Annotated in this window: 16 protein-coding genes; 13 read left to right on the forward strand and 3 right to left on the reverse strand. The window is 71.6% G+C overall.

The annotated features are described in order from the left end of the window. The first annotated feature begins 51 nt into the window (after positions 1–51). A complete protein-coding gene (locus ACYSUO_RS16135) occupies positions 52–1,245 on the forward strand; it encodes a TerD family protein (RefSeq protein WP_461776796.1) in 1,194 nt (397 codons plus the stop codon). An 18-nt stretch (positions 1,246–1,263) separates the two neighbouring features. Here ACYSUO_RS16135 and ACYSUO_RS16140 read toward each other — a convergent pair whose 3' ends face one another. Then, a complete protein-coding gene (locus ACYSUO_RS16140) occupies positions 1,264–2,427 on the reverse strand; it encodes a glycosyltransferase (protein ID WP_461776798.1) in 1,164 nt (387 codons plus the stop codon). 59 nt (positions 2,428–2,486) lie between these two features. Between ACYSUO_RS16140 and ACYSUO_RS16145 the strand changes: the two genes are divergently transcribed. Both ACYSUO_RS16145 and ACYSUO_RS16150 read left to right on the forward strand, forming a co-directional pair. Continuing rightward, the gene (locus ACYSUO_RS16145; protein ID WP_461776800.1) at positions 2,487–3,272 is read left to right on the forward strand and encodes a glutamate racemase; all 786 of its coding nucleotides are present in this window, start codon (positions 2,487–2,489) and stop codon (positions 3,270–3,272) included. A 75-nt stretch (positions 3,273–3,347) separates the two neighbouring features. Then, positions 3,348–3,911: a hypothetical protein gene (locus ACYSUO_RS16150; RefSeq protein ID WP_461776801.1), complete on the forward strand. Its 564-nt coding sequence runs from the start codon at positions 3,348–3,350 to the stop codon at positions 3,909–3,911. A 21-nt stretch (positions 3,912–3,932) separates the two neighbouring features. Here ACYSUO_RS16150 and ACYSUO_RS16155 read toward each other — a convergent pair whose 3' ends face one another. After that, complete coding sequence (locus ACYSUO_RS16155; RefSeq protein WP_461776803.1) at positions 3,933–4,865, reverse strand: O-antigen ligase family protein; 933 nt, start codon at positions 4,863–4,865, stop codon at positions 3,933–3,935. Positions 4,866–5,213: 348 nt separating this feature from the next. Between ACYSUO_RS16155 and lnt the strand changes: the two genes are divergently transcribed. From lnt to ACYSUO_RS16175, 4 genes are all read left to right on the forward strand, one after another. Beyond that, positions 5,214–6,851, forward strand: a complete 1,638-nt coding sequence (gene lnt, locus ACYSUO_RS16160) for an apolipoprotein N-acyltransferase (RefSeq protein ID WP_461776805.1) — start codon at positions 5,214–5,216, stop codon at positions 6,849–6,851. Between the two features lie 51 nt (positions 6,852–6,902). After that, positions 6,903–7,382 (forward strand): NUDIX hydrolase, encoded by a 480-nt coding sequence (locus ACYSUO_RS16165; RefSeq protein WP_426905493.1) that lies wholly within the window; start codon positions 6,903–6,905, stop codon positions 7,380–7,382. 55 nt (positions 7,383–7,437) lie between these two features. Then, positions 7,438–8,226 carry a 3-hydroxybutyrate dehydrogenase gene (locus ACYSUO_RS16170; RefSeq protein WP_461776807.1) on the forward strand — a complete coding sequence of 263 codons (789 nt, stop codon included), beginning with the start codon at positions 7,438–7,440 and terminating at the stop codon, positions 8,224–8,226. Between the two features lie 137 nt (positions 8,227–8,363). Then, positions 8,364–10,295 carry a helix-turn-helix domain-containing protein gene (locus tag ACYSUO_RS16175; protein ID WP_461776809.1) on the forward strand — a complete coding sequence of 644 codons (1,932 nt, stop codon included), beginning with the start codon at positions 8,364–8,366 and terminating at the stop codon, positions 10,293–10,295. 59 nt (positions 10,296–10,354) lie between these two features. Here ACYSUO_RS16175 and ACYSUO_RS16180 read toward each other — a convergent pair whose 3' ends face one another. After that, positions 10,355–11,755, reverse strand: coding sequence for an MFS transporter (locus tag ACYSUO_RS16180; protein ID WP_461776811.1), 1,401 nt, complete (start codon positions 11,753–11,755; stop codon positions 10,355–10,357). Between the two features lie 219 nt (positions 11,756–11,974). Here ACYSUO_RS16180 and ACYSUO_RS16185 point away from each other — a divergent pair, with 219 nt between their 5' ends. The 6 genes from ACYSUO_RS16185 to ACYSUO_RS16210 all read left to right on the forward strand — a co-directional run bounded on the left by ACYSUO_RS16185 (position 11,975) and on the right by ACYSUO_RS16210 (position 19,710). Beyond that, positions 11,975–12,370 carry a hypothetical protein gene (locus ACYSUO_RS16185; protein WP_461776812.1) on the forward strand — a complete coding sequence of 132 codons (396 nt, stop codon included), beginning with the start codon at positions 11,975–11,977 and terminating at the stop codon, positions 12,368–12,370. Between the two features lie 47 nt (positions 12,371–12,417). Then, positions 12,418–13,071, forward strand: a complete 654-nt coding sequence (locus tag ACYSUO_RS16190) for a DoxX family protein (RefSeq protein WP_461776814.1) — start codon at positions 12,418–12,420, stop codon at positions 13,069–13,071. 124 nt (positions 13,072–13,195) lie between these two features. After that, positions 13,196–14,221 (forward strand): PHP domain-containing protein, encoded by a 1,026-nt coding sequence (locus ACYSUO_RS16195; RefSeq protein WP_461777003.1) that lies wholly within the window; start codon positions 13,196–13,198, stop codon positions 14,219–14,221. Between the two features lie 260 nt (positions 14,222–14,481). Then, positions 14,482–15,204 (forward strand): hypothetical protein, encoded by a 723-nt coding sequence (locus tag ACYSUO_RS16200; protein ID WP_461776815.1) that lies wholly within the window; start codon positions 14,482–14,484, stop codon positions 15,202–15,204. A 169-nt stretch (positions 15,205–15,373) separates the two neighbouring features. Beyond that, positions 15,374–17,593: an NADP-dependent isocitrate dehydrogenase gene (locus ACYSUO_RS16205; protein WP_461776816.1), complete on the forward strand. Its 2,220-nt coding sequence runs from the start codon at positions 15,374–15,376 to the stop codon at positions 17,591–17,593. A gap of 155 nt (positions 17,594–17,748) precedes the next feature. Further along, complete coding sequence (locus ACYSUO_RS16210) at positions 17,749–19,710, forward strand: M13 family metallopeptidase (RefSeq protein ID WP_461776817.1); 1,962 nt, start codon at positions 17,749–17,751, stop codon at positions 19,708–19,710. Positions 19,711–19,813 lie beyond the last annotated feature (103 nt).

The raw sequence follows: 19,813 nt of genomic DNA on the forward strand, positions 1-19,813 counted from the left end.
GGAATAGGTTGGTCGGTAAGCCGAGGGCGGGCGTTTGGGGCGGACATGACAATGACTAAAGGCTCGAATGTCGGCGTGCAGGCGACTGCCGTACGCGTCGAATTGGGCCGACGTTCAGGCCCCGGCGTACCCGACGTCGACGCCTCGGCGCTCCTGCTCGCTTCCGGAAAGGTCCGCTCGGACGCGGACTTCGTGTTCTACAACCAGCCGACGCACGCCTCCGGGGCGGTCCGGCACGAGGGCAGGTCCACCAGCGGCGGCACCGTCACGGACACCCTCTTCGTCGACCTCGCGCGCGTGGAGCCCGCCATCGAGCGGGTGGTCCTCGCGGCGTCCGCGGACGGCGGGGTGTTCGGACAGGTACCGGGCCTGTACGTCCGCGTCGTCGACGCGGCGGACGGGGCCGAACTCGCCCGCTACGAAAGCGCGGACGCGACGGTGGAGACAGCCTTTGTGCTCGGAGAACTGTACCGCCGTCAGGGAGCCTGGAAGTTCCGGGCCGTGGGTCAGGGCTACGACAGCGGCCTGGCGGGCCTCGCGAGGGACTACGGCATCACGGTGGACGAACCGCGGCGGGCGGCACCGCCCGCAGCCGCGCCTTCGGCGACGCCCACGCGCGCGGAGCCCGCTCAACCGACCAAGGTGACGCTGACGAAGGCCGCTCCCACCGTCTCCCTGGCGAAGCAGGGCGGCACGTCCGGCGCCCTGCGCGTGAACCTCAACTGGGAGGTGCTCAAGCAGTTCGGCGGCCGGGGGAGGCGCGCCCGGAGCCTCGACCTCGACCTGTGCGCCCTGTACGAACTGGCCGACGGACGCAAGGGGGTGGTGCAGGCGCTCGGCAACGCCTTCGGGTCGCTGGGCGAGGCCCCGTACATCCACCTCGACGGCGACGACCGCAGCGGAGGCCGCGGCGCCGGCGAGAACCTCACCATCAACCTCGACCACACGGACGCGTTCCGCCGCATCCTCGTCTTCGTGACCATCTACGAAGGCGCGCGCAGCTTCGCCGACCTCCATGCGACGGTCACGCTGCAACCGGCGCACGGCGCGCCGATCGACTTCTCCCTGGACGAGTGCACGGTGCCCTCCACGGTGTGCGCGCTCGCCCTGCTCACGAACGACGGCGGTGACCTGACCGTGCAGCGCGAGGCCCGCTACCTCGTCCCTGACCGGGGCGTCAGCCCGCAGCGCACCGTGGACCGCGCCTACGGGTGGGGCATGAACTGGACGAGGGGCCGCAAGTAGCGTTCCGCAGCGAGCCGTTCACCCTCGATCGGGCGCGGCGTACGTACGCCCCTTCCACGCTGCGCCCCGCCCCCTGTAGTGCTGCACGGCGGAATCCACCGTCATCAGGAGGTACAGCAGCGCGGTGAACGGCAGTAGCGGCGCCAGCCACAGCGTCTGCCGGTAGTAGCGCAGCATGGGGATGTACGTTCCCGCCATCACCGCCCAGGCGAGCACGCCGAGCAGTGCGGTCGGCGCACTGCCCGCGAGCAGGCCGACGATCACCGCCGCGGGCGGCACCAGGTAGACCAGGGCGAGCCCCAGCACGGTGGCGAGCAGCACCAGCGGGTTGTGCCGCAGCTGTGCGTACGCGCTGCGGGACACCATGCGCCACAGATCCGCGAGGCGCGGATACGGCCGCACGCTGTCGACGCGCTCGGCAAGGCCCAGCCAGATGCGCCCGCCCGACCGCTTCACGGCCCGCGCGAGCGACACGTCGTCGATGACCGCCTGCCGGATCGCGTCCGGGATCCGCGCCCGCTCGGCCGCCTCGGTGCGCAGCAGCACGCAGCCGCCCGCCGCAGCGGCCGTGCGCGCGCCCTGCCGCGCGATCCGACGGAACGGGTACAGCTGCGCGAAGAAGTACACGAACGCGGGCACGACCAGCCGCTCCCAGGCGCTCTCCACCCGCAGCCGCGCCATCTGCGACACCAGATCGAAGCCGCCCGTGCGCGCCGCCGCCACCAACTCCCGCAGGCTGTCCGGTTCATGCGCGATGTCGGCGTCGGTCAGCAGCAGGAACTCGGGGTCACGCGCGCGTGCCAGGCCGATGCCGTGCCGCACCGCCCACAGCTTTCCGGTCCAGCCCGCGGGCGGCTCGCCGGGGGAGTCGACCGTGAGGGGAAGCCCGCCGAACCGCTCCGAGAGGGTGCGTGCCACCTCGCCCGTGCCGTCCGAGCTGCCGTCGTCCACCAGGAAGATCTCCGCCCGCCCCGGATAGTCCTGGGCGAGCAGGGACGGCAGGCTGTCCGGCAGCACCTGCGCCTCGTCGCGGGCCGGCACCACGATGCACACATCCGGCCAGCTTCCGGGCTCGGTGCGCGGCGGCAGGCGCAGATCCGTGCGCCAGAAGAAGCCCTGGCACAGCAGCAGCCACAGCCATGCGGCGAGCGAAGCCGCGGTGATCCACACAACGACGTCCATCCGCCGCAGTCTGCCCCACCGGCACCGGCATTGTCGGACCGATCGTCTATGGTTTCCGGGTGAAGATCGCGCTGATGGACTCGGGAATCGGACTGCTCGCGGCCGCTGCCGCGGTACGGCGCCTGCGCCCGGACGCCGACCTCGTGCTCTCCTCTGCCCCGGAGACCATGCCGTGGGGGCCGCGCACGCCCGAGGACGTGACCGAGCGGGCGCTCGCCGTCGCCGAGGCCGCCGCCGCGCACGGCCCGGACGCGCTGATCATCGCCTGCAACACCGCCTCCGTGCACGCGCTGCCCGCGGTGCGCGCCCGGCTCGAGCCGCAGATCCCCGTCATCGGCACCGTTCCCGCGATCAAGCCCGCCGCCGCGGGCGGCGGCCAGGTCGCCATCTGGGCCACGCCCGCGACCACCGGAAGCCCCTACCAGCAGACGCTGATCCGGGACTTCGGGGGCGGCGCCCAGGTCACCGAGGTGCCCTGCCCCGGCCTCGCCGACGCGGTGCAGTGGGCCGACGAGGAGGGCATCGACCGGGCCATCGAGGCCGCGGCCGCCCTCACGCCCCGTGATGTAAGGGCCGTCGTCCTGGGGTGCACCCATTACGAGCTCGTCGCGGAGCGTATCCGCGCCTCGGTGCAGCAGTCCGACGCGGCCCCGCTCGTCCTGCACAGCAGCGCGGGCGCCGTCGCCGCACAGGCGCTGCGCCGGATCGGCGAGGGCCCGCAGGCCGGGGCCGATGCGCGCGGCCGGCTCACGGTGCTGCTGGGCGGCCGGGAGGACACGCTGCCCAAGGAGGCGCTCGCCTACGCGGAAGGCCGTGACCTCCAGGCACTGAGCCACGCGGGCTGAGCGAGCACACCGGCCTGGCCCACGGGGCTGCGCAAGCCGGTGCCGGACCCGCGGAACATGAGTAGGCTCGATTCCATGAGGGAACACGCCCCCGACGAGCACTCAGGGCGACGCTCTACCGCCCCCGCGACCGACATCTGGACCGGCCGCGCACACAACCGTGTGCAGTGGATCCTGGCCTGTGGCGGACTCGCCTGCCTGGCTCTGGGCATCGAGCTGGCCGTGGACAACTCCTGGGCCACCGGCATACTCGCCCTGGCCATGTCCGTGGTCGGCCTGATCGCCGTGGGCCTGCTCATCCTGTTCGGCACCCTCGCCTTCCTCCACGTAGCGGTGAAGGTCGACAAGGACCACCTCGAAGTGCGCTGCGGCCACGTGGGCCTGCCGCGCCGCCGCATCCCGCTCGCCCATGTGATCGAGGCGGACTTCGCGCCCCGCGTCACGCCCCGGCAGTGGGGCGGCTGGGGCTACCGCTGGCGCCCGGAGATCGGCACGGCCGTCGTGGTGCGGCGCGGCGAGGGCGTGGTGCTCGTCCTCGGTGACGGCCGCAGGTTCACGGTCACCGTGGACGACGCGGAGGGCGCGGTGCGGCACATCCGCGACCGCCTCAAGCGGCCGCATGCGGGTCCGGTCGTCTGACCCGGGACCTGCCTGGTGAACTCAGTCGTGGCCGCTCCGGAGGAATTCCGGGGCGGCCACGTCGTCGTCCGGTGGCCCGTCCGTGAACGGGTCGGCCGTGGCGATCCCGGCGAGCAGGCCCACGCCCGCCGTCACGGTCGTGAAGCTGAGCGCGTTGCCGACCGTCGCCATCGCGGCCACCGCGGCCAGCGCCGCGCCCGCCGCCAGCACCACCTGGGTCGACCGCGCCGAGCGCCACAGGACGTACAGCAGCCAGCAGTAGGCCGTCGCGAGCAGCAGGACGCCGACGAGGCCCTGCTCGGCCGCGACCTGAAGGACGGCGGAATGCGGCTTGCCGTCGGAGAGCGGGGACTGCGCGAGCGTCGGGCTGAGGTCCTCGAAGCGTCCGGGGCCCGTGCCCAGGGCGGGATCGTTCCCGGCGAGGTGCAGGGCGTCGCGCCACAGGAGGATCCGCCGCGGCGAGAGCCACGCCTCCAGGGAGGCCGTCGGGCCGGACGGCAGGACGTTCTTGGCGAGCGCCACACCGAGACCGGCCATGACGGCCGTGGACAGGCCCAGGCCGATCAGGCCAATCGCCCGGCGGCGCAGACGGGCCGCCGCGAGCGAGCACAGGACGACGCCCGCGCACGCCGTGATCCCGCCCGGTGAGTCGACGACGGCGGCCACCACCACGCTGCCCGCCGCCACAAGGTGCAGCGCGATCCGTGCGGCCCGCCGCCGCGCCGACCAGGCCGCGCAGCACAGCGCCCCCGTCGACAGGGCGAGCAGCGCGGCGGTCGCGCCGACCCGGCCCATCGGCGTCATGACATCCGGTGTGGGGACCGCGTACGGAGCGGTGAGCGCCAGGCACAGGCCGCCGAGTCCGACCGCGCAGGACGAGGCGACCGGGACGAGCGCCCCGCCGATGCGTCCGCACGCGAACCCCGCGATGACGGCGAGCACGGCCAGGAGCACGCCCTCCGGTCTGCCCGCGCGTGCCGTCGCGCTGATCAGGGACCATGCCGCGCAACACCCGAGAACCGCGACCCCGATGGCATCGGAGGCTCCACCGCGCCGTTCCAGCGCAGCATCCGTCTCCGCACCCGCTGACCACCCCGTCGCACCCACCCGCCGCCCCCCGACGTAGACGGGCCCCGGACGCGTGGCCGGAAGCGGCCGCGGCATCGGGGACTGGGGCACACCGTAACGGCTGGTGGGCCAGGACGGACCGGTGTTGCACAGGAACGATCCGCCTACGCGGTCGACGCGGGCGCCCGCCGACCGGCATGTCGGCGTGACAGTGACGCGCCGTACACTCCCCGGGTGACCGCCACCGCACCTCCCGTAGCCCCGTCGGACGAGCCCTCAGCGCAGTCTGTGCTTTCGAAGGCCCTCTCCCACCTGCGGCGATTCGTGCCCCTCGCGTTCGCGGTGATCGCCGGACTGCTCCTGTACGTGAGCTTTCCGCCGCGCGAGCTGCCGTGGCTCGCGCCGATCTCCTTCGCGCTGTTCGGCGTGGCCGTGTACGGGCGGCGGCTGAGGGCGGGCTTCGGACTCGGCCTGGCCTTCGGGCTCGCCTACTTGGTGCCGCTGCTCTCCTGGACCGGCGTCGACGTCGGGCCGCTGCCGTGGCTGGCGCTCGCCGCCGCGGAGGCGCTGCTGGTCTCGCTCGCGGGCATGGGCATCGCCTACGTGTCGCGGCTGCCGCTGTGGCCGCTGTGGGCCGGCGGGGTCTGGATCGCGTCCGAGGCGTTGCGCGCGCGTGCCCCGTTCGGTGGCTTCCCTTGGGGGAAGGTCGCGTTCGGGCAGCCCAGTGGGGTGTTCCTGCCGCTCGCCTCGCTGGGCGGCACCCCGCTGCTCGGCTTCGGTGTGGTCCTGTGCGGCTTCGGGCTCGGGGCCCTCGCCCTGCGCGTCAGGAAGGTGCGCCGGGCCTCGTCCGAGGACGCGTCGTCCCTCAAGGGCTTGTCCTTCTTGAAGGACAAGGGCGTTGCCGCCGCGGCCGCGTTCACCGTCGCCCCGATCGTCGCCGGAGCGGTCGCGATGCCCTTCGTGGCGACCGGCGCAGAGGCGGGCACCGCGCGCGTGGCGCTCATCCAGGGCAACGTGCCGCGCATGGGCCTCGACTTCAACGCCCAGCGCCGCGCCGTGCTCGACTACCACGTGCGCGAGACGATGAAGCTCGCCGCGAAGATCAAGTCGGGGCAGGTGAAGCGCCCCGACCTGGTGCTGTGGCCGGAGAACTCCTCCGACATCGACCCGTACGTCAACCAGGACGCCTACGACGAGATCACCAAGGCCGCGCAGGCCGTCGGAGTGCCCATCTCGGTGGGGGCCGTGGTGACCGCGGAGGACGGCACGCCCCGCAACCGGCTCATCCAGTGGGACCCCAAGACCGGCCCCGGCGCGGTCTACGACAAGCGGCACTTGCAGCCGTTCGGCGAGTACATGCCGTACCGCAGCTTCTTCCGGATCTTCAGCAAGGACGTCGACCGGGCGGGCGAGTTCGTGCCCGGCAAGAAGCCCGTCGTCTTCGACATGGCGGGCACCAAGGTCGGCAACGTCACCTGCTACGAGGCCGCGTTCGACGACACGGTGCGCGACCAGGTCCGGGAAGGCGCGCAGATCCTGTCCGTGCCGAGCAACAACGCGACGTTCGAGCGCAGCCAGATGACGTACCAGCAGCTCGCCATGGACCGGGTGCGGGCCGTCGAGCACGGCCGGGCCGTGATGGTCCCGGTCACCAGCGGGGTCAGCGCCGTGATCCGGGCCGATGGTTCGATCGCGCAGCAGACCGGCATGTTCGAGCCGGCCACCCTGCTCGCCGATGTCCCGAAGCGGACCTCGCAGACGCTCGCCACGCGCGCGGGCGCATGGCCCGAGGCGCTGCTCGTCGCGATCGGTGTCGGGGGCCTCGGCTGGGCCGTCGTGCGGGCACGCGCGGGGCGGCGCTCGGACGCCTGACGGGGCCTGTGGCCTGCCGGTTCGTTGGGGCATACAGGTACGCTCGTCGGCATGGCGACTCCTGAATTCATCCGTACGATCCGGGCCACCGCGGGCCACCAGCTGCTGCTTCTGCCGGGGGTCAGTGCCGTCGTCTTCGACGACGAGGGGCGGGTGCTGCTCGGGCGTCGCGCCGACACCGGCAAGTGGTCGATCATCGGTGGGATCCCCGAGCCGGGGGAGCAGCCCGCGGATGTCGCCGCGCGCGAGGTCTTCGAGGAGACCGGCATCGAATGCGTCGTCGAGCGGGTGGTGCTGGTGCAGGCCCTGCAGCCGATCACGTACCCCAACGGCGACCAGTGCCAGTTCATGGACACGTCCTTCCGCTGCCGGGCCACCGGCGGCGAGGCACGCGTCAACGACGACGAGTCGCTGGACGTCGCCTGGTTCGCCCTGGACGCGCTGCCGCCGCTCGAGGAGTTCTCGCTGTTCCGGATCAAGCAGGCCCAGGCAGAGGGACCCACATGGTTCGAGACCATGACCGAGCGCTGAAGTATGGGTGCTGCCCACATCGGGCGCTGCTGATCAGCTGCCTAGGGTGCGAGTCATGACGCCGCACACCCCGCTGACCGCACCCACCGCCCCCGAGCTGGACCTCGGCGGGCGCACCGCACTCGTCACCGGCGCCGCCAGTGGCATCGGCCGGGCCTGCGCCCTGCGGCTCGCCGCGGCGGGCGCCAAGGTGAGAGCGGTGGACCGGGACGCGGCGGGGCTGGAGGCGCTGGCCGGGGAGGCCGACGGCATCGAGCCGTACGTCCTGGACCTGACCGACCTCGACGCGGCGGAGGAGGCGGCGGCCGGCACCGACGTCCTCGTGAACAATGCCGGGATCCAACTGGTCCGCCCCATCGAGGAGTTCCCGCCCGAGGTCTTCCACACCGTGCTGACCGTGATGCTGGAGGCCCCGTTCCGGCTGCTGCGCGGGGCGCTGCCGCACATGTACGGGCAGGGCTGGGGCCGCGTCGTGAACGTGTCGTCGGTGCACGGGCTGCGGGCCTCCGCGTACAAGTCCGCGTACGTGGCCGCGAAGCACGGGCTCGAAGGCCTGTCGAAGACGGCCGCGCTGGAAGGGGCGGCGCACGGCGTCACCTCGAACTGCGTGAACCCCGGCTATGTGCGCACGCCGCTCGTCGAGCAGCAGGTCGCCGACCAGGCCGCCGCGCACGGCATTCCCGAGGAGCGGGTGCTCGGCGAGGTGATGCTGCAGGACAGCGCGATCAAGCGGCTCATCGAACCTTCCGAGGTCGCCGAGGCCGTCGCGTATCTGTGCACGCCGCAGGCCTCGTTCATGACCGGCACGTCCCTCGTACTCGACGGCGGCTGGTCCGCCCACTGAACAGCCGGGATTTTGCAGGGGTTTGGGTAGTTTCGCGCGGGATGCGGTCACTCGACCGGGTGACCGAGATTTCGTGACGACCCGAGTTGTCCACAGGGCTAGCAGGCCCGACCGCTCGACGGGTAATCCTTGTCCGCATGTCGCGCCACCAACCGCACTCAGCCGCCGCCTCCGGCCCGGTGACCACCGAGGACCCGCAGGCCCCGTTCCTGGAACTGCTCGCCAGGGGCGCCTCCGCCGATGCCTACGAACAGCCCGTGCTGCTCGCCCGGGCCGAGGGCGCTACGCCCGAGCGGATAGCGGCACTCGAGGCGGCCAAGACCCTCGCGCTGCGCGTGCGCGCCGAGATGGAGGGCAGGCGGCGCCGCGAGGCGGAGCTGTCCGCCCTGTTCGAGACCGCGCACGACCTCGCGGGCCTGCGCGACCTGGACGCCGTGCTGCAGGCCATCGTCCAGCGGGCCCGCTCGCTGCTCGGTACCGACGTCGCCTATCTGACGCTGAACGACCCGATCAGGGGCGACACCTACATGCGGGTCACCGAGGGCTCGGTCGCGGCCCGCTTCCAGCAGCTCCGCCTCGGCATGGGGGAGGGCCTCGGCGGCCTCGTCGCACAGACCGCGCGGCCGTACGTCACCGACGACTACGGGCACGACGTGCGCTTCCAGCACACCCGCAGCATCGACGCGGGGGTCGGGGACGAGGGGCTCGTCGCCATCCTCGGCGTGCCGCTCATGCTGGGAGCGCAGGTGATCGGGGTGCTGTTCGCCTCCGACCGGCGCGCGCGGGTCTTCGAGCGCGAGGAGATCGCGCTCCTCGGCTCCTTCGCGGCGCTCGCCGCCGCGGCCATCGACACCGCGAACCTGCTCACCGAGACCCGGCAGGCGCTGAACGAGCTGGAGCGCGCCAACGAGATCATCCGTGACCGCAGCGGCGTCATCGAGCGCGCGTCCGACGTGCACGACCGGCTCGCCGAGCTGGTGCTGCGCGGCGGCGGAGTGCACGATGTGGCCGCGGCCGTCTCCCAAGTCCTCGACGGCACCGTGGAGTTCACCGACGCGGAGGAGGCGCCCGGCCACGCCCTCGAAGCGTCCCGAGCCGACGGGCACGCGGTGCGACACCGCGACGACTGGGTCGCGGCCGTCGCCGCCGGAGGGGAGCTGCTCGGCGCCCTCGTGCTGCGCGGCCACCCGGGACTCGACCCGGTCGACCAGCGCACCCTGGAGCGCGCCGCCATGGTCACCTCGCTGCTGCTGCTCGCCCGGCGCTCCGCGGCCGAGGCCGAACAGCGGGTGAGGGGTGAGCTGTTGGACGACCTCCTTGACGGGCGCGACCGGGACCCGCGGCTGCTGCGGGAGAGAGCGGAGCGGCTGCACGCGGACCTCGACGCGACCCATGTGGTGCTCGCCGCCCGCCTGGAGAGCACCGGTGACGCCGAGCAGGAGGCGGCCGCGCGTCGCCGCCTGTGGTCCGCGGCCAACCACCTCGCGGCGACCCGGCACGGCCTCGCCGCCGCGCGGGACGGCGGCACCGTCCTGCTGCTTCCGGCGCACACCACCGCCGCGTCGGAGCTGGCGTCCCACGTCGCGGGCCGGCTCTCCGAGGCGATCCACGAGAGCGTCACCGTGGGCGCCTCGGCCCCCGTCGCGGGCCTGGCCGGGTGGACCGAGAGAGCGGCTGCCGCGTATGTGGAGGCGCAGCGCTGCCTCGACGCGCTGCGGCTGCTCGGCAGGTCGGGGCAGGGCGCGGCGGCCGAGGACTTCGGGTTCCTCGGGCTGCTGCTCGCCGACAGCCGGGACGTCGGGGGATTCGTCGCCCGCACGATCGGCGAGGTCATCACCTACGACGAGCGCAGAGGCACCGACTTGCTGCGCACTCTCGACGCCTACTTCGCGTCCGGCATGAGCCCGGCCCGCACGAAGGACGCGCTGCACGTGCACGTGAACACGGTCGCGCAGCGTCTGGAGCGGGTGGGCCGGCTCCTCGGCGAGGACTGGCAGACGCCGGAGCGTGCGCTGGAGATCCAACTGGCCCTGCGGCTGCACCGGTTGGCGGCCCCGGACATAGCCTGACCCCGTCCGGGCCCCGTGTCCGCAACCACGGGGCCGGCGGGGGTGAGGCGCCGCACGCGTCAGGCGTCGTGGAGCTTCACCGGGCGGTCGCTGCGCGCTGCGCCGTCCGAGCCCACGTCGTCCGAACCCATGGCGTCCAGGTCGGACAGGTCGCGGTGCCGGGTCTCCTTCGCCAGGCCCACGGCGATCAGCGTCAGGAGCGCGGCCGCGATGACGTACAGGGAGATCGGCGTCGAGGAGCCGTACGCGGACAGCAGAGCCGTCGCGATGAGCGGTGCGGGCGCACCCGCCGCCACCGAGGCGAACTGCGCCCCGATCGACGCCCCGGAGTAGCGCATCCGCGTCGCGAACATCTCGGAGAAGAACGCGGCCTGCGGGGCGTACATGGCGCCGTGCAGCACCAGGCCGACGGTCACGGCGAGGAGCAGACCACCGAAGTTCGACGAGTCGATGAGGGAGAAGAACGGGAACATCCACAGGCCGACGCCCGCCGCGCCCAGCAGATACACGGGCCTGCGGCCGACCCGGTCGGAGAGGGCGCCCCAGGCCGGGATTACGGCGAAGTGCACGGCGGACGCGATGAGGACGGCGTTCAGCGCGGTCTGCTTCGAGACGCCGGCCGACGTGGTGGCGTACACGAGGATGAAGGCGGTGATGACGTAGTAGCTGATGTTCTCGGCCATGCGGGCACCGATGGCGACCAGGACATCGCGCCAGTGGTGCCGCAGGACCGCCACCAGCGGCAGCTTCTCCACGGTGTCGGAGACCGACTTGCGGGCCTCGGCGCGGGCCAACGCCTCCTTGAAGACGGGGGATTCATCGACAGAGAGACGTATCCACAGACCCACGAGGACGAGTACGCCGGAGAGGAGGAACGGGATCCGCCAGCCCCAGTCGGTGAACGCGGCATCCGAGATCAGGGCGGTCAGGGCCGAGAGCACACCGGTCGCGAGGAGCTGTCCCGCGGGTGCGCCCGTCTGCGGCCAGGAGGCCCAGAAGCCGCGGCGCTTGGCGTCCCCGTGCTCGGACACGAGGAGCACCGCGCCGCCCCACTCGCCGCCGAGGGCGAAGCCCTGGACGAGGCGGAGCACGGTGAGCAGTACGGGCGCGGCCGTGCCGATGGTCGCGTGGGTCGGGAGCAGACCGATGGCGAAGGTGGCGCCGCCCATCATCAGCAGGCTCACCACGAGGAGCTTCTTGCGGCCGAGCCGGTCGCCGTAGTGCCCGAAGACGAGCGCGCCCAGCGGGCGGGCGGCGAATCCGACGGCGTACGTCAGGAAGGAGAGGAGGGTGCCGACCAGGGGATCGGAGTCGGGGAAGAAGAGCTTGTTGAACACCAGCGCCGCGGCGCTGCCGTAGAGGAAGAAGTCGTACCACTCGATGGTGGTGCCTATGAGACTCGCCGCGACAATGCGCTTGAGATTTCCGGGCGTTGGTGGAGCGGTTGCTGCGGAGGCCATGTGCACCACTTCCAGGCGTTGGTGGGGACGTGTATCTGCTGGCACAAGGTAGGAACACGCAGGTCAGCGGCACATGTGGTGGGACACCATACTTTCGGGTCGGACTGTGGCCGCCGGACACGGAAGTCCGGTCCGATTCCGATCCGATTCCGGTCCGACGGTTGCGAGTTGGGGGAGAGGTTCGGGTTTGTGATGACCGTCAAGGGCTAACCGGACTCCATGAGTGAACCGAACAAGGGAACGGATCAGCAGAACGAGGCGACGAAGCGGAAGACCGCTTCCCAGGCGCGAGACCGCGCCGACAAGGCGACGGCTCCCGTGAGTGACGCCGCCGAGAAGACCGAGGCCAAGGCCGTCGACGCGGCCGTGGCCGCGCAGCACGGGGCCGAGAAGGCCACCGAGGGCGCGGCCGATGCCGTGGGCAGCGCGGCGCGCGGCGTCGAGGCCGGCCGGCAGGCGGCCGTGGCGGCGACCGGGCAGGTCACCACAGCGGCCCGGACGGCCTGGACCGCCGTTGCCCACCGGAAGGCGCTGGCGATGGGCGTCGGGGCCGGGGTCACCGCCGTCGGCGCCGCGTCGTACGCGGCCGGGCGGCGCGCGGCACGGCGTCCGTAGGGCGCGGTCCCGGAGTGAGAGCGCCGAGTCGGGGAACGCGGTGAAGCATGGCTGTACTGAGGAAATGCGCACGTCCGATGCTCGCCTCTGCGTTCGTGGCCGGCGGGCTGTCCACCGTCCGCGCCCCTGAGCGGGTGGCGCCCGCCGCGGAACCGGTGGCGGTTCCCGTGGCCTCCCGTGTGCCCCGGCTGCCGGAGGACCCCGAGCAACTGGTCCGGATCAACGGCGCGGTGCACATCGGGGCCGGGCTGCTGCTCGCCGCCGGGATCGCCCCGCGGCTTGCGGCGCTGGCCCTCGCCGGGACGCTCGTGCCGACGACACTGGCCGGCCACGCCTGGTGGAAGGAGAAGGATCCCGAGCAACGCGCCCAACAGCGAACCCAGTTCCTGAAGAACGTGTCTCTGATGGGCGGCCTGCTCATCACGGCGGCCGACACGCACGGCAAGCCGTCGGCCGCCTATCGGGTCCGTGGCGCCGCCGCGTCCGGACGCTCGTCGGCACGTCGTGCGCGGCGCGACGCGTCCCACACGCTGCGGGACGCGACCGGCACCGTGCGCGGCGCCACCCGCGATGCGGCCGGCACCGTGCGTGGGGCGACCCGTGGGGCGACTCGCGGGGCGACCAAGAGCGTGCGCGGCGCCGCCGACCACGTGCGTGCGCTGCCAGGGCAGGCCCAGCAGGCCATCGACAAGCACCTCTGAGGTTCTCGCCCCGGACCCGTGCTTCTTCTGAACGCCGCGCCGCCTCCGGCGCGGCGTTCACGGATGCCGGTCACCAGCTCTTACGGCACGCTGGAGACGTACGCGTAGGTGGCCGGAGGTGGCGATGGAGCCCGTGCGGGCGCTGGAACGGATCGCGTTCCTGCTGGAGCGGGAGGGCGCGCCCACCTACCGGGTGCGCGCGTTCCGTACCGCCGCGGGTGTGATCACCGGCCTGGGTGACGCCGAGGTCGCGCGGCACGTCGAGGCCGGCACCCTGGAGTCCCTCAAGGGCATCGGGCCCAAGACCGCTGCGGTGATCCGGGAGGCGGCCGCCGGGCAGGTACCGGACTACCTCACGCACCTGGAGGACGAGCTGGCCCGCACGGTGCCCTTGGAGGGCGACGCGGGCGTACGGCTGCGGTCCCTGCTGCGCGGCGACTGTCATCTGCACTCCGACTGGTCGGACGGCGGCAGCCCGATCGAGGAGATGGGCCGCGCGGCCCGGGACATCGGCCACGAGTGGGCGGTGCTCACGGACCACTCGCCGCGCCTCACCGTGGCCCGCGGTCTTTCGCCGCAGCGGCTGCGCGAGCAATTGGACGTGGTGGCCGAACTCAACGCGGGCTGGGCGCCGTTCCGGCTGTTGACCGGCATCGAGTGCGACATCCTCGACGACGGTTCGCTCGACCAGGAACCCGAGCTGCTCGACCGCCTGGACGTGGTCGTCGTCTCGGTCCACTCCAAGCTGCGGATGGACGCCGCGGCGATGACCCGGCGCCTGGTGGCCGCCGTCGGCAATCCGCATGCCGACATCCTCGGGCACTGCACCGGCCGGCTGGTCACCGGCAGGGGGCGGCCCGAGTCGCAGTTCGATGCGGACGAGGTGTTCGCGGCGTGTGCGGCGGCCGGTACGGCGGTGGAGATCAACAGCCGTCCCGAGCGGCTTGATCCGCCCCGCCGCCTGTTGCGCAAGGCCGTAGCGGCAGGCACATTGTTCGCCATCGACACGGACGCCCACGCGCCCGGCCAACTCGACTGGCAGCTCTTCGGCTGCGCGCGGGCCGAGGAGTGCGAGGTTCCGGCGGAGCGGGTGGTGACGGCCTGGCCGGTGGAGAAGGTGCTCGCCTGGACCGGTGGCTCCTCGGGGTGACTCCGCGGGGTGGCGCCGCACGGGTGTGAAAGATCGGGGCTCCGCCCCGGACCCCGCTGCTCAATCGCCGCAGGGGCTTGAAATACCCCGGTCACCCTGGTGCTTTCGGACGCTGCGGGGGTTGAAATACTCCTAGTCGCCCTGGTGCCTGCGGACGCCGCGGGAGTTGAAATACCCCCGGTCGCTCTGGTGCGTTCGGATGCCGCGGGGGTTGAAATACCCCCGGTTGCCCTGGTGCTTTCGGACGCCGCGGGGTTGAAGTGACCGACAGCGGGGGCGTCGTGCAGATCATCGAGGTGACCGGGTACGCCGTGCGGTCCGCCGTGATCACGATGCGGCGCACCGGTTCGCCGATGGAGTTCGTCCTCTTCCCGATGCTGCACGTCGCGTCGCCGACGTTCTACGCCCAGGTCCGGAACCGGCTGCGGAAGTGCGACCTCATCGTCATGGAGGGCATCCGCGGGAAGTCCGCCGTGGTGAGCACCCTGACGATCGCCTACCGGTTCGCCCCGCGCCGCAGCCGCAACGGCCTGCAGGAACAGCGCGGCGACCAGCTGCTCCCCGAGTCCGTACCGGTCCTGTGCCCGGACGTGACCGCGGCAGAGGCGGTCGCGGACCTGAAGGCGCTGCCCCGGTGGACGTATCTGCTGATGCTGCTCACGGCACCCGTGATGGGCCTGGTCTTCGCGCTGCGCGGGCCGCGCGCCTTCCTCGACGAGGACCTGGTGGTCGACGATCTGCCGACGACGGCGCGGGCGGAGATGCTGGCCGACGATCCGGTCGGTCACGCCATGTCCGACCGGCGCGACCAGCGGCTGCTCGACGCGCTCGATGCGATCCACGCCGAGCACCACGCCGAACCGCTGCGGGTGGCCGTCCTCTACGGAGCCGGGCACGTCCCGGCGATCGTGGCCGGGCTGCGGAAGCGCCACGGCTACCGGCCGCGGGACGCGGAGTGGCTCACGGTCTGCATCCCGGCGTGACCCACCAGGACGCGGGCCGGGCCCGGCCCGGCCGCGGAGCCGCGCGGGGCCGGAGAGATCTTGGCGGGCGGACCCCTTTCGGATCCTGGCCGGGGAGGAGATATCTTGATGTCGAGCAATCCGATCCAAGACTGCAGACGACGTGGAAGACGTGGAAGCGGAGCACCCGGTGACTGACTCGACCATTATTTACACGCACACTGACGAGGCCCCGGCCCTCGCGACGTATTCCTTCCTGCCGGTCATCGAGGCCTACGCGTCCACCGCCGGTGTCGGCGTCGAGACCCGTGACATCTCCCTGGCCGGGCGCATCCTCGCCCAGTTCCCGGAGTACCTGACCGAGGAGCAGCGCGTCCCGGACGCCCTCGCCGAGCTCGGCGAGCTGGCCAAGACGCCGCAGGCCAACATCATCAAGCTGCCGAACATCTCGGCCTCGGTCTCGCAGCTCAAGGCCGCGATCGCCGAGCTGCGCGAGCACGGCTACGCGCTGCCGGACTACCCGGACGAGCCGAAGACCGACGAGGAGCGCGAGGTCGGCGCCCGCTACGACAAGGTCAAGGGCTCCGCCGTCAACCCGGTGCTGCGCGAGGGCAACTCCGACCGCCGCGCCCCCGCCTCGGTGAAGAACTACGCCAAGGCCCACCCGCACCGCATGGGCGCCTGGACCGCCGAGTCCAAGACGAACGTCGCGACCATGGGTGAGAACGACTTCCGTTCGACCGAGAAGTCCACCGTCATTCCGGCCGACGACAAGCTGAAGATCGAGCTCGTCGCCGACAACGGCACCACCACCGTGCTGCGCGAGTCCGTACCGGTCCTCGCCGGTGAGATCGTCGACGCCTCCGTGCTGCACGTCGCGCCGCTGCGCGAGTTCCTGACCGCGCAGATCGCCCGCGCCAAGGAAGAGGGTGTGCTGTTCTCTGCGCACCTGAAGGCCACCATGATGAAGGTCTCCGACCCGATCATCTTCGGTCACGTCGTGCGCGCCTTCTTCCCGGAGACCTTCGCCCGCTTCGGCGCCGACCTGGCCGCCGCGGGCCTGACCCCGAACGACGGCCTCGGCGGCATCTACAAGGGCCTCGAGACCCTCGCGAACGGCGCCGAGATCAAGGCGTCCTTCGACGCCGAGCTGGCCGCCGGCCCGGACCTGGCCATGGTCGACTCGCACCGCGGCATCACCAACCTGCACGTGCCGTCCGACGTCATCATCGACGCCTCCATGCCGGCGATGATCCGCACGTCCGGCCACATGTGGAACAAGGACGACCAGGAGCAGGACACCCTCGCGGTGATCCCGGACTCCTCGTACGCCGGTGTCTACCAGGCCGTCATCGACGACTGCCGCGCCAACGGCGCCTTCGACCCGTCGACCATGGGCACCGTCCCGAACGTCGGCCTCATGGCGCAGAAGGCCGAGGAGTACGGCTCCCACGACAAGACCTTCGAGATCAAGTCCACCGGCACCGTCCGCCTGGTCAACCAGGCCGGCGACGTCGTCCTGGAGCAGCAGGTCTCCGAGGGCGACATCTTCCGCGCCTGCCAGACCAAGGACGCCCCGATCAAGGACTGGGTCAAGCTCGCCGTCACGCGCGCCCGCGCCACCGGTGACCCGGCCGTGTTCTGGCTGGACGAGGGCCGCGCCCACGACGCCCAGCTGATCAAGAAGGTCGAGGCGTACCTGCCGGAGTTCTCCCCCGAGGGCCTGGACATCCGGATCCTCAACCCGGAGGACGCCACCAAGCTCTCCGTCGAGCGCATCCGTCAGGGCCTCAACACCATCTCGGTCACCGGCAACGTGCTGCGCGACTACCTGACCGACCTCTTCCCGATCCTGGAGCTGGGCACCAGCGCCAAGATGCTGTCGGTCGTCCCGCTGATGAACGGCGGCGGCCTCTTCGAGACGGGCGCCGGCGGCTCCGCCCCGAAGCACGTCCAGCAGCTCGTCAAGGAGAACTACCTGCGCTGGGACTCCCTCGGTGAGTTCCTCGCCCTGGCCGTCTCCTTCGAGCACCTCGCCACCACCACGGACAACGCCCGCGCGAAGGTCCTCGGCGAGACCCTGGACCGCGCCACCGGCACCTTCCTCAACGAGGACAAGTCGCCGACCCGTCGCCTCGGCGGCATCGACAACCGCGGCAGCCACTTCTACGTCGCCCTGTACTGGGCCCAGGAGCTGGCCAAGCAGACCGAGGACGCGGAGCTCGCCAAGGCCTTCGCCCCGCTCGCCGAGAAGCTCTCCGCGAACGAGCAGAAGATCGTCGACGAGCTGATCGCCGTGCAGGGCTCCCCGGCCGACATCGGCGGCTACTTCCAGCCCGACTCGGCCAAGGCCGACAAGGTGATGCGCCCGTCGCAGACGCTGAACGAGGCGCTGGCCTCGCTCGCCTGATGCGCGTTTGAGCCGCGTCTGAGCCGCGTCTGATCCGCGTTGCGCGAACACTGCCCCGGTCGGCCCCGTGCCGACCGGGGCAGTGTTGTTCACGCTGCGCGGAAGCACCCGTATTTGACGCTCTCCCTACGCCCTGACCTGGGTAGGGTGCAGCGATGAGCACTCTGGATGACGCACGCCCGGGCATGGACCCGGCGATCCGACCGCAGGACGACCTCTTCGGGCATGTCAACGGCCAGTGGCTGGCGACCGAGCCGATCCCCGACGACCGCTCCAGCTGGGGCCCCTTCGTGGAGCTCGTGGACGTGGCGGAGCAGCGGGTCAAGGAGATCATTCAGGAGATCGCGGCCGGCGGCCCCACGAGCCTGGACGCGGACGAGGCGCGCAAGATCGCCGATCTGTACGCGTCGTTCATGGACGAGGAGGCCGTCGAGGCCCGCGGGCTCGACCCGGTCCGCCCGCTGATCGAGGAGGTGGCGGGGCTCACCGACGTGCGGCAGCTCGCCGGGTTCCTCGGGCGCTTCGAGCGCAAGGGCGGCTCCGGCCTGTTCGGCGCCTACATCGACAGCGACGACCGGAACTCCGACCGCTACCTCTTCAACATCCTCCAGGGCGGCATCGGCCTGCCCGACGAGTCGTACTACCGCGAAGAGAAGTTCGCCGAGATCCGCGAGAAGTACGAGGCGTACCTGACCGAGCTGTTCACGCTCGGCGAGCACGCAGACCCGGCCTCCGCCGCGCGCACCGTCCTCGCCCTGGAGACGCGGCTCGCCGAGGGCCACTGGGAGCGCGCCGAGACGCGCGATGTGCAGAAGACGTACAACCTCACCACCTTCGACGAACTCACCGCGCTCGCCCCGGCGTTCGACTGGCGCGACTACGTCACCGGGCTCGGCGGCAAGGACGAGACGCTCGCCGAGTCGTGCGTGCGCCAGCCCTCGTATCTGACGCATCTGTCCGCGGTTCTCACCGAGGTTCCCATCGAGCAGTGGCGCGACTGGCTGCTCGCGCGCGTGCTGCGCTCCGCCGCGCCGTACCTGTCGTCGCCGTTCGTCCGCGTGAACTTCGAGTTCTACGGCAAGACGCTCAACGGCACGCCGGAGCTGCGCGCCCGCTGGAAGCGCGGCGTCGCCTTCGTCGAGGGCGCCATCGGCGAGTCCGTCGGCAAGGAGTACGTGGCCCGGCACTTCCCGCCGCGCTCCAAGGCGCTCATGGACGAGCTGGTCGCCAACCTCCTCGAGGCGTACCGCCAGTCCATCTCCCGCCTCGACTGGATGACGGACGAGACCAAGGAGCGGGCGTACGAGAAGCTCGCCACGTTCCGGCCGAAGATCGGCTACCCGGACGAGTTCCGTGACTACTCGGGGCTCGCCGTCGTCCCCGACGACCTGCTGGCCAACGCGTACGCGGCCGATGCCTTCGAGCACGACCGGCAGATGGCGAAGATCGGCGCGCCGGTCGACCGCGACGAGTGGTTCATGCTGCCGCAGACCGTGAACGCGTACTACAACCCGGGCACGAACGAGATCTGCTTCCCGGCCGGCATCCTGCAGAAGCCGTTCTTCTCGCCCGACGCCGACCCGGCCGAGAACTACGGCGGCATCGGTGCCGTCATCGGCCACGAGATCGGCCACGGGTTCGACGACCAGGGCGCGCAGTACGACGGCGCGGGCAACCTGAACGACTGGTGGACCGCGGACGACAAGGCGGCCTTCGAGGCGAAGTCGAAGGCGCTCATCAAGCAGTACGACGGGTTCTCGCCGCGGAACCTTCCGGGGGAGTTCGTCAACGGGTCGCTGACCGTGGGCGAGAACATCGGTGACCTCGGCGGGCTCACCATCGGGCACACCGCGTACAAGATCGCGCTGGGCGACGAGCCGGTGCCGACTGACGGTGAACTCACGGGTACGCAGCGGCTGTTCATGAACTGGGCGTACTGCTGGAGGACGAAGCGGCGCAAGGAGCAGGAGCAGCAGTACCTGACGATCGACCCGCATTCGCCGCCGGAGTTCCGGGCGAACATTGTGCGGAACCTGGATGAGTTCCATGAGGCGTTTGCGACGGTTGTCGGGGACGGGTTGTGGGTTGAGCCGGGGGATCGGGTTCGCATTTGGTGAGACGTTGCTGAGGGGGCCCGGGAGGTGTGTGCCTCCCGGGCCTACGTCTCGGGGCTCTGCCCCGGACCCCGCTGCCTCTCGTCCAAAAGCGGGGCTTGAATGC

Source organism: Streptomyces sp. UC4497, assembly GCF_054871485.1.

Excerpts from the sequence above, each read along its gene's own strand:
- ACYSUO_RS16135 (WP_461776796.1), top strand. The coding sequence starts at position 52 with ATGACTAAAGGCTCGAATGTCGGCGTGCAGGCGACTGCCGTACGCGTC.
- ACYSUO_RS16140 (WP_461776798.1), bottom strand. The coding sequence starts at position 2,427 with ATGGACGTCGTTGTGTGGATCACCGCGGCTTCGCTCGCCGCATGGCTG.
- ACYSUO_RS16150 (WP_461776801.1), top strand. The coding sequence starts at position 3,348 with ATGAGGGAACACGCCCCCGACGAGCACTCAGGGCGACGCTCTACCGCC.
- ACYSUO_RS16165 (WP_426905493.1), top strand. The coding sequence starts at position 6,903 with ATGGCGACTCCTGAATTCATCCGTACGATCCGGGCCACCGCGGGCCAC.
- ACYSUO_RS16170 (WP_461776807.1), top strand. The coding sequence starts at position 7,438 with ATGACGCCGCACACCCCGCTGACCGCACCCACCGCCCCCGAGCTGGAC.
- ACYSUO_RS16175 (WP_461776809.1), top strand. The coding sequence starts at position 8,364 with ATGTCGCGCCACCAACCGCACTCAGCCGCCGCCTCCGGCCCGGTGACC.
- ACYSUO_RS16180 (WP_461776811.1), bottom strand. The coding sequence starts at position 11,755 with ATGGCCTCCGCAGCAACCGCTCCACCAACGCCCGGAAATCTCAAGCGC.
- ACYSUO_RS16185 (WP_461776812.1), top strand. The coding sequence starts at position 11,975 with ATGAGTGAACCGAACAAGGGAACGGATCAGCAGAACGAGGCGACGAAG.
- ACYSUO_RS16190 (WP_461776814.1), top strand. The coding sequence starts at position 12,418 with ATGGCTGTACTGAGGAAATGCGCACGTCCGATGCTCGCCTCTGCGTTC.
- ACYSUO_RS16195 (WP_461777003.1), top strand. The coding sequence starts at position 13,196 with ATGGAGCCCGTGCGGGCGCTGGAACGGATCGCGTTCCTGCTGGAGCGG.
- ACYSUO_RS16210 (WP_461776817.1), top strand. The coding sequence starts at position 17,749 with ATGAGCACTCTGGATGACGCACGCCCGGGCATGGACCCGGCGATCCGA.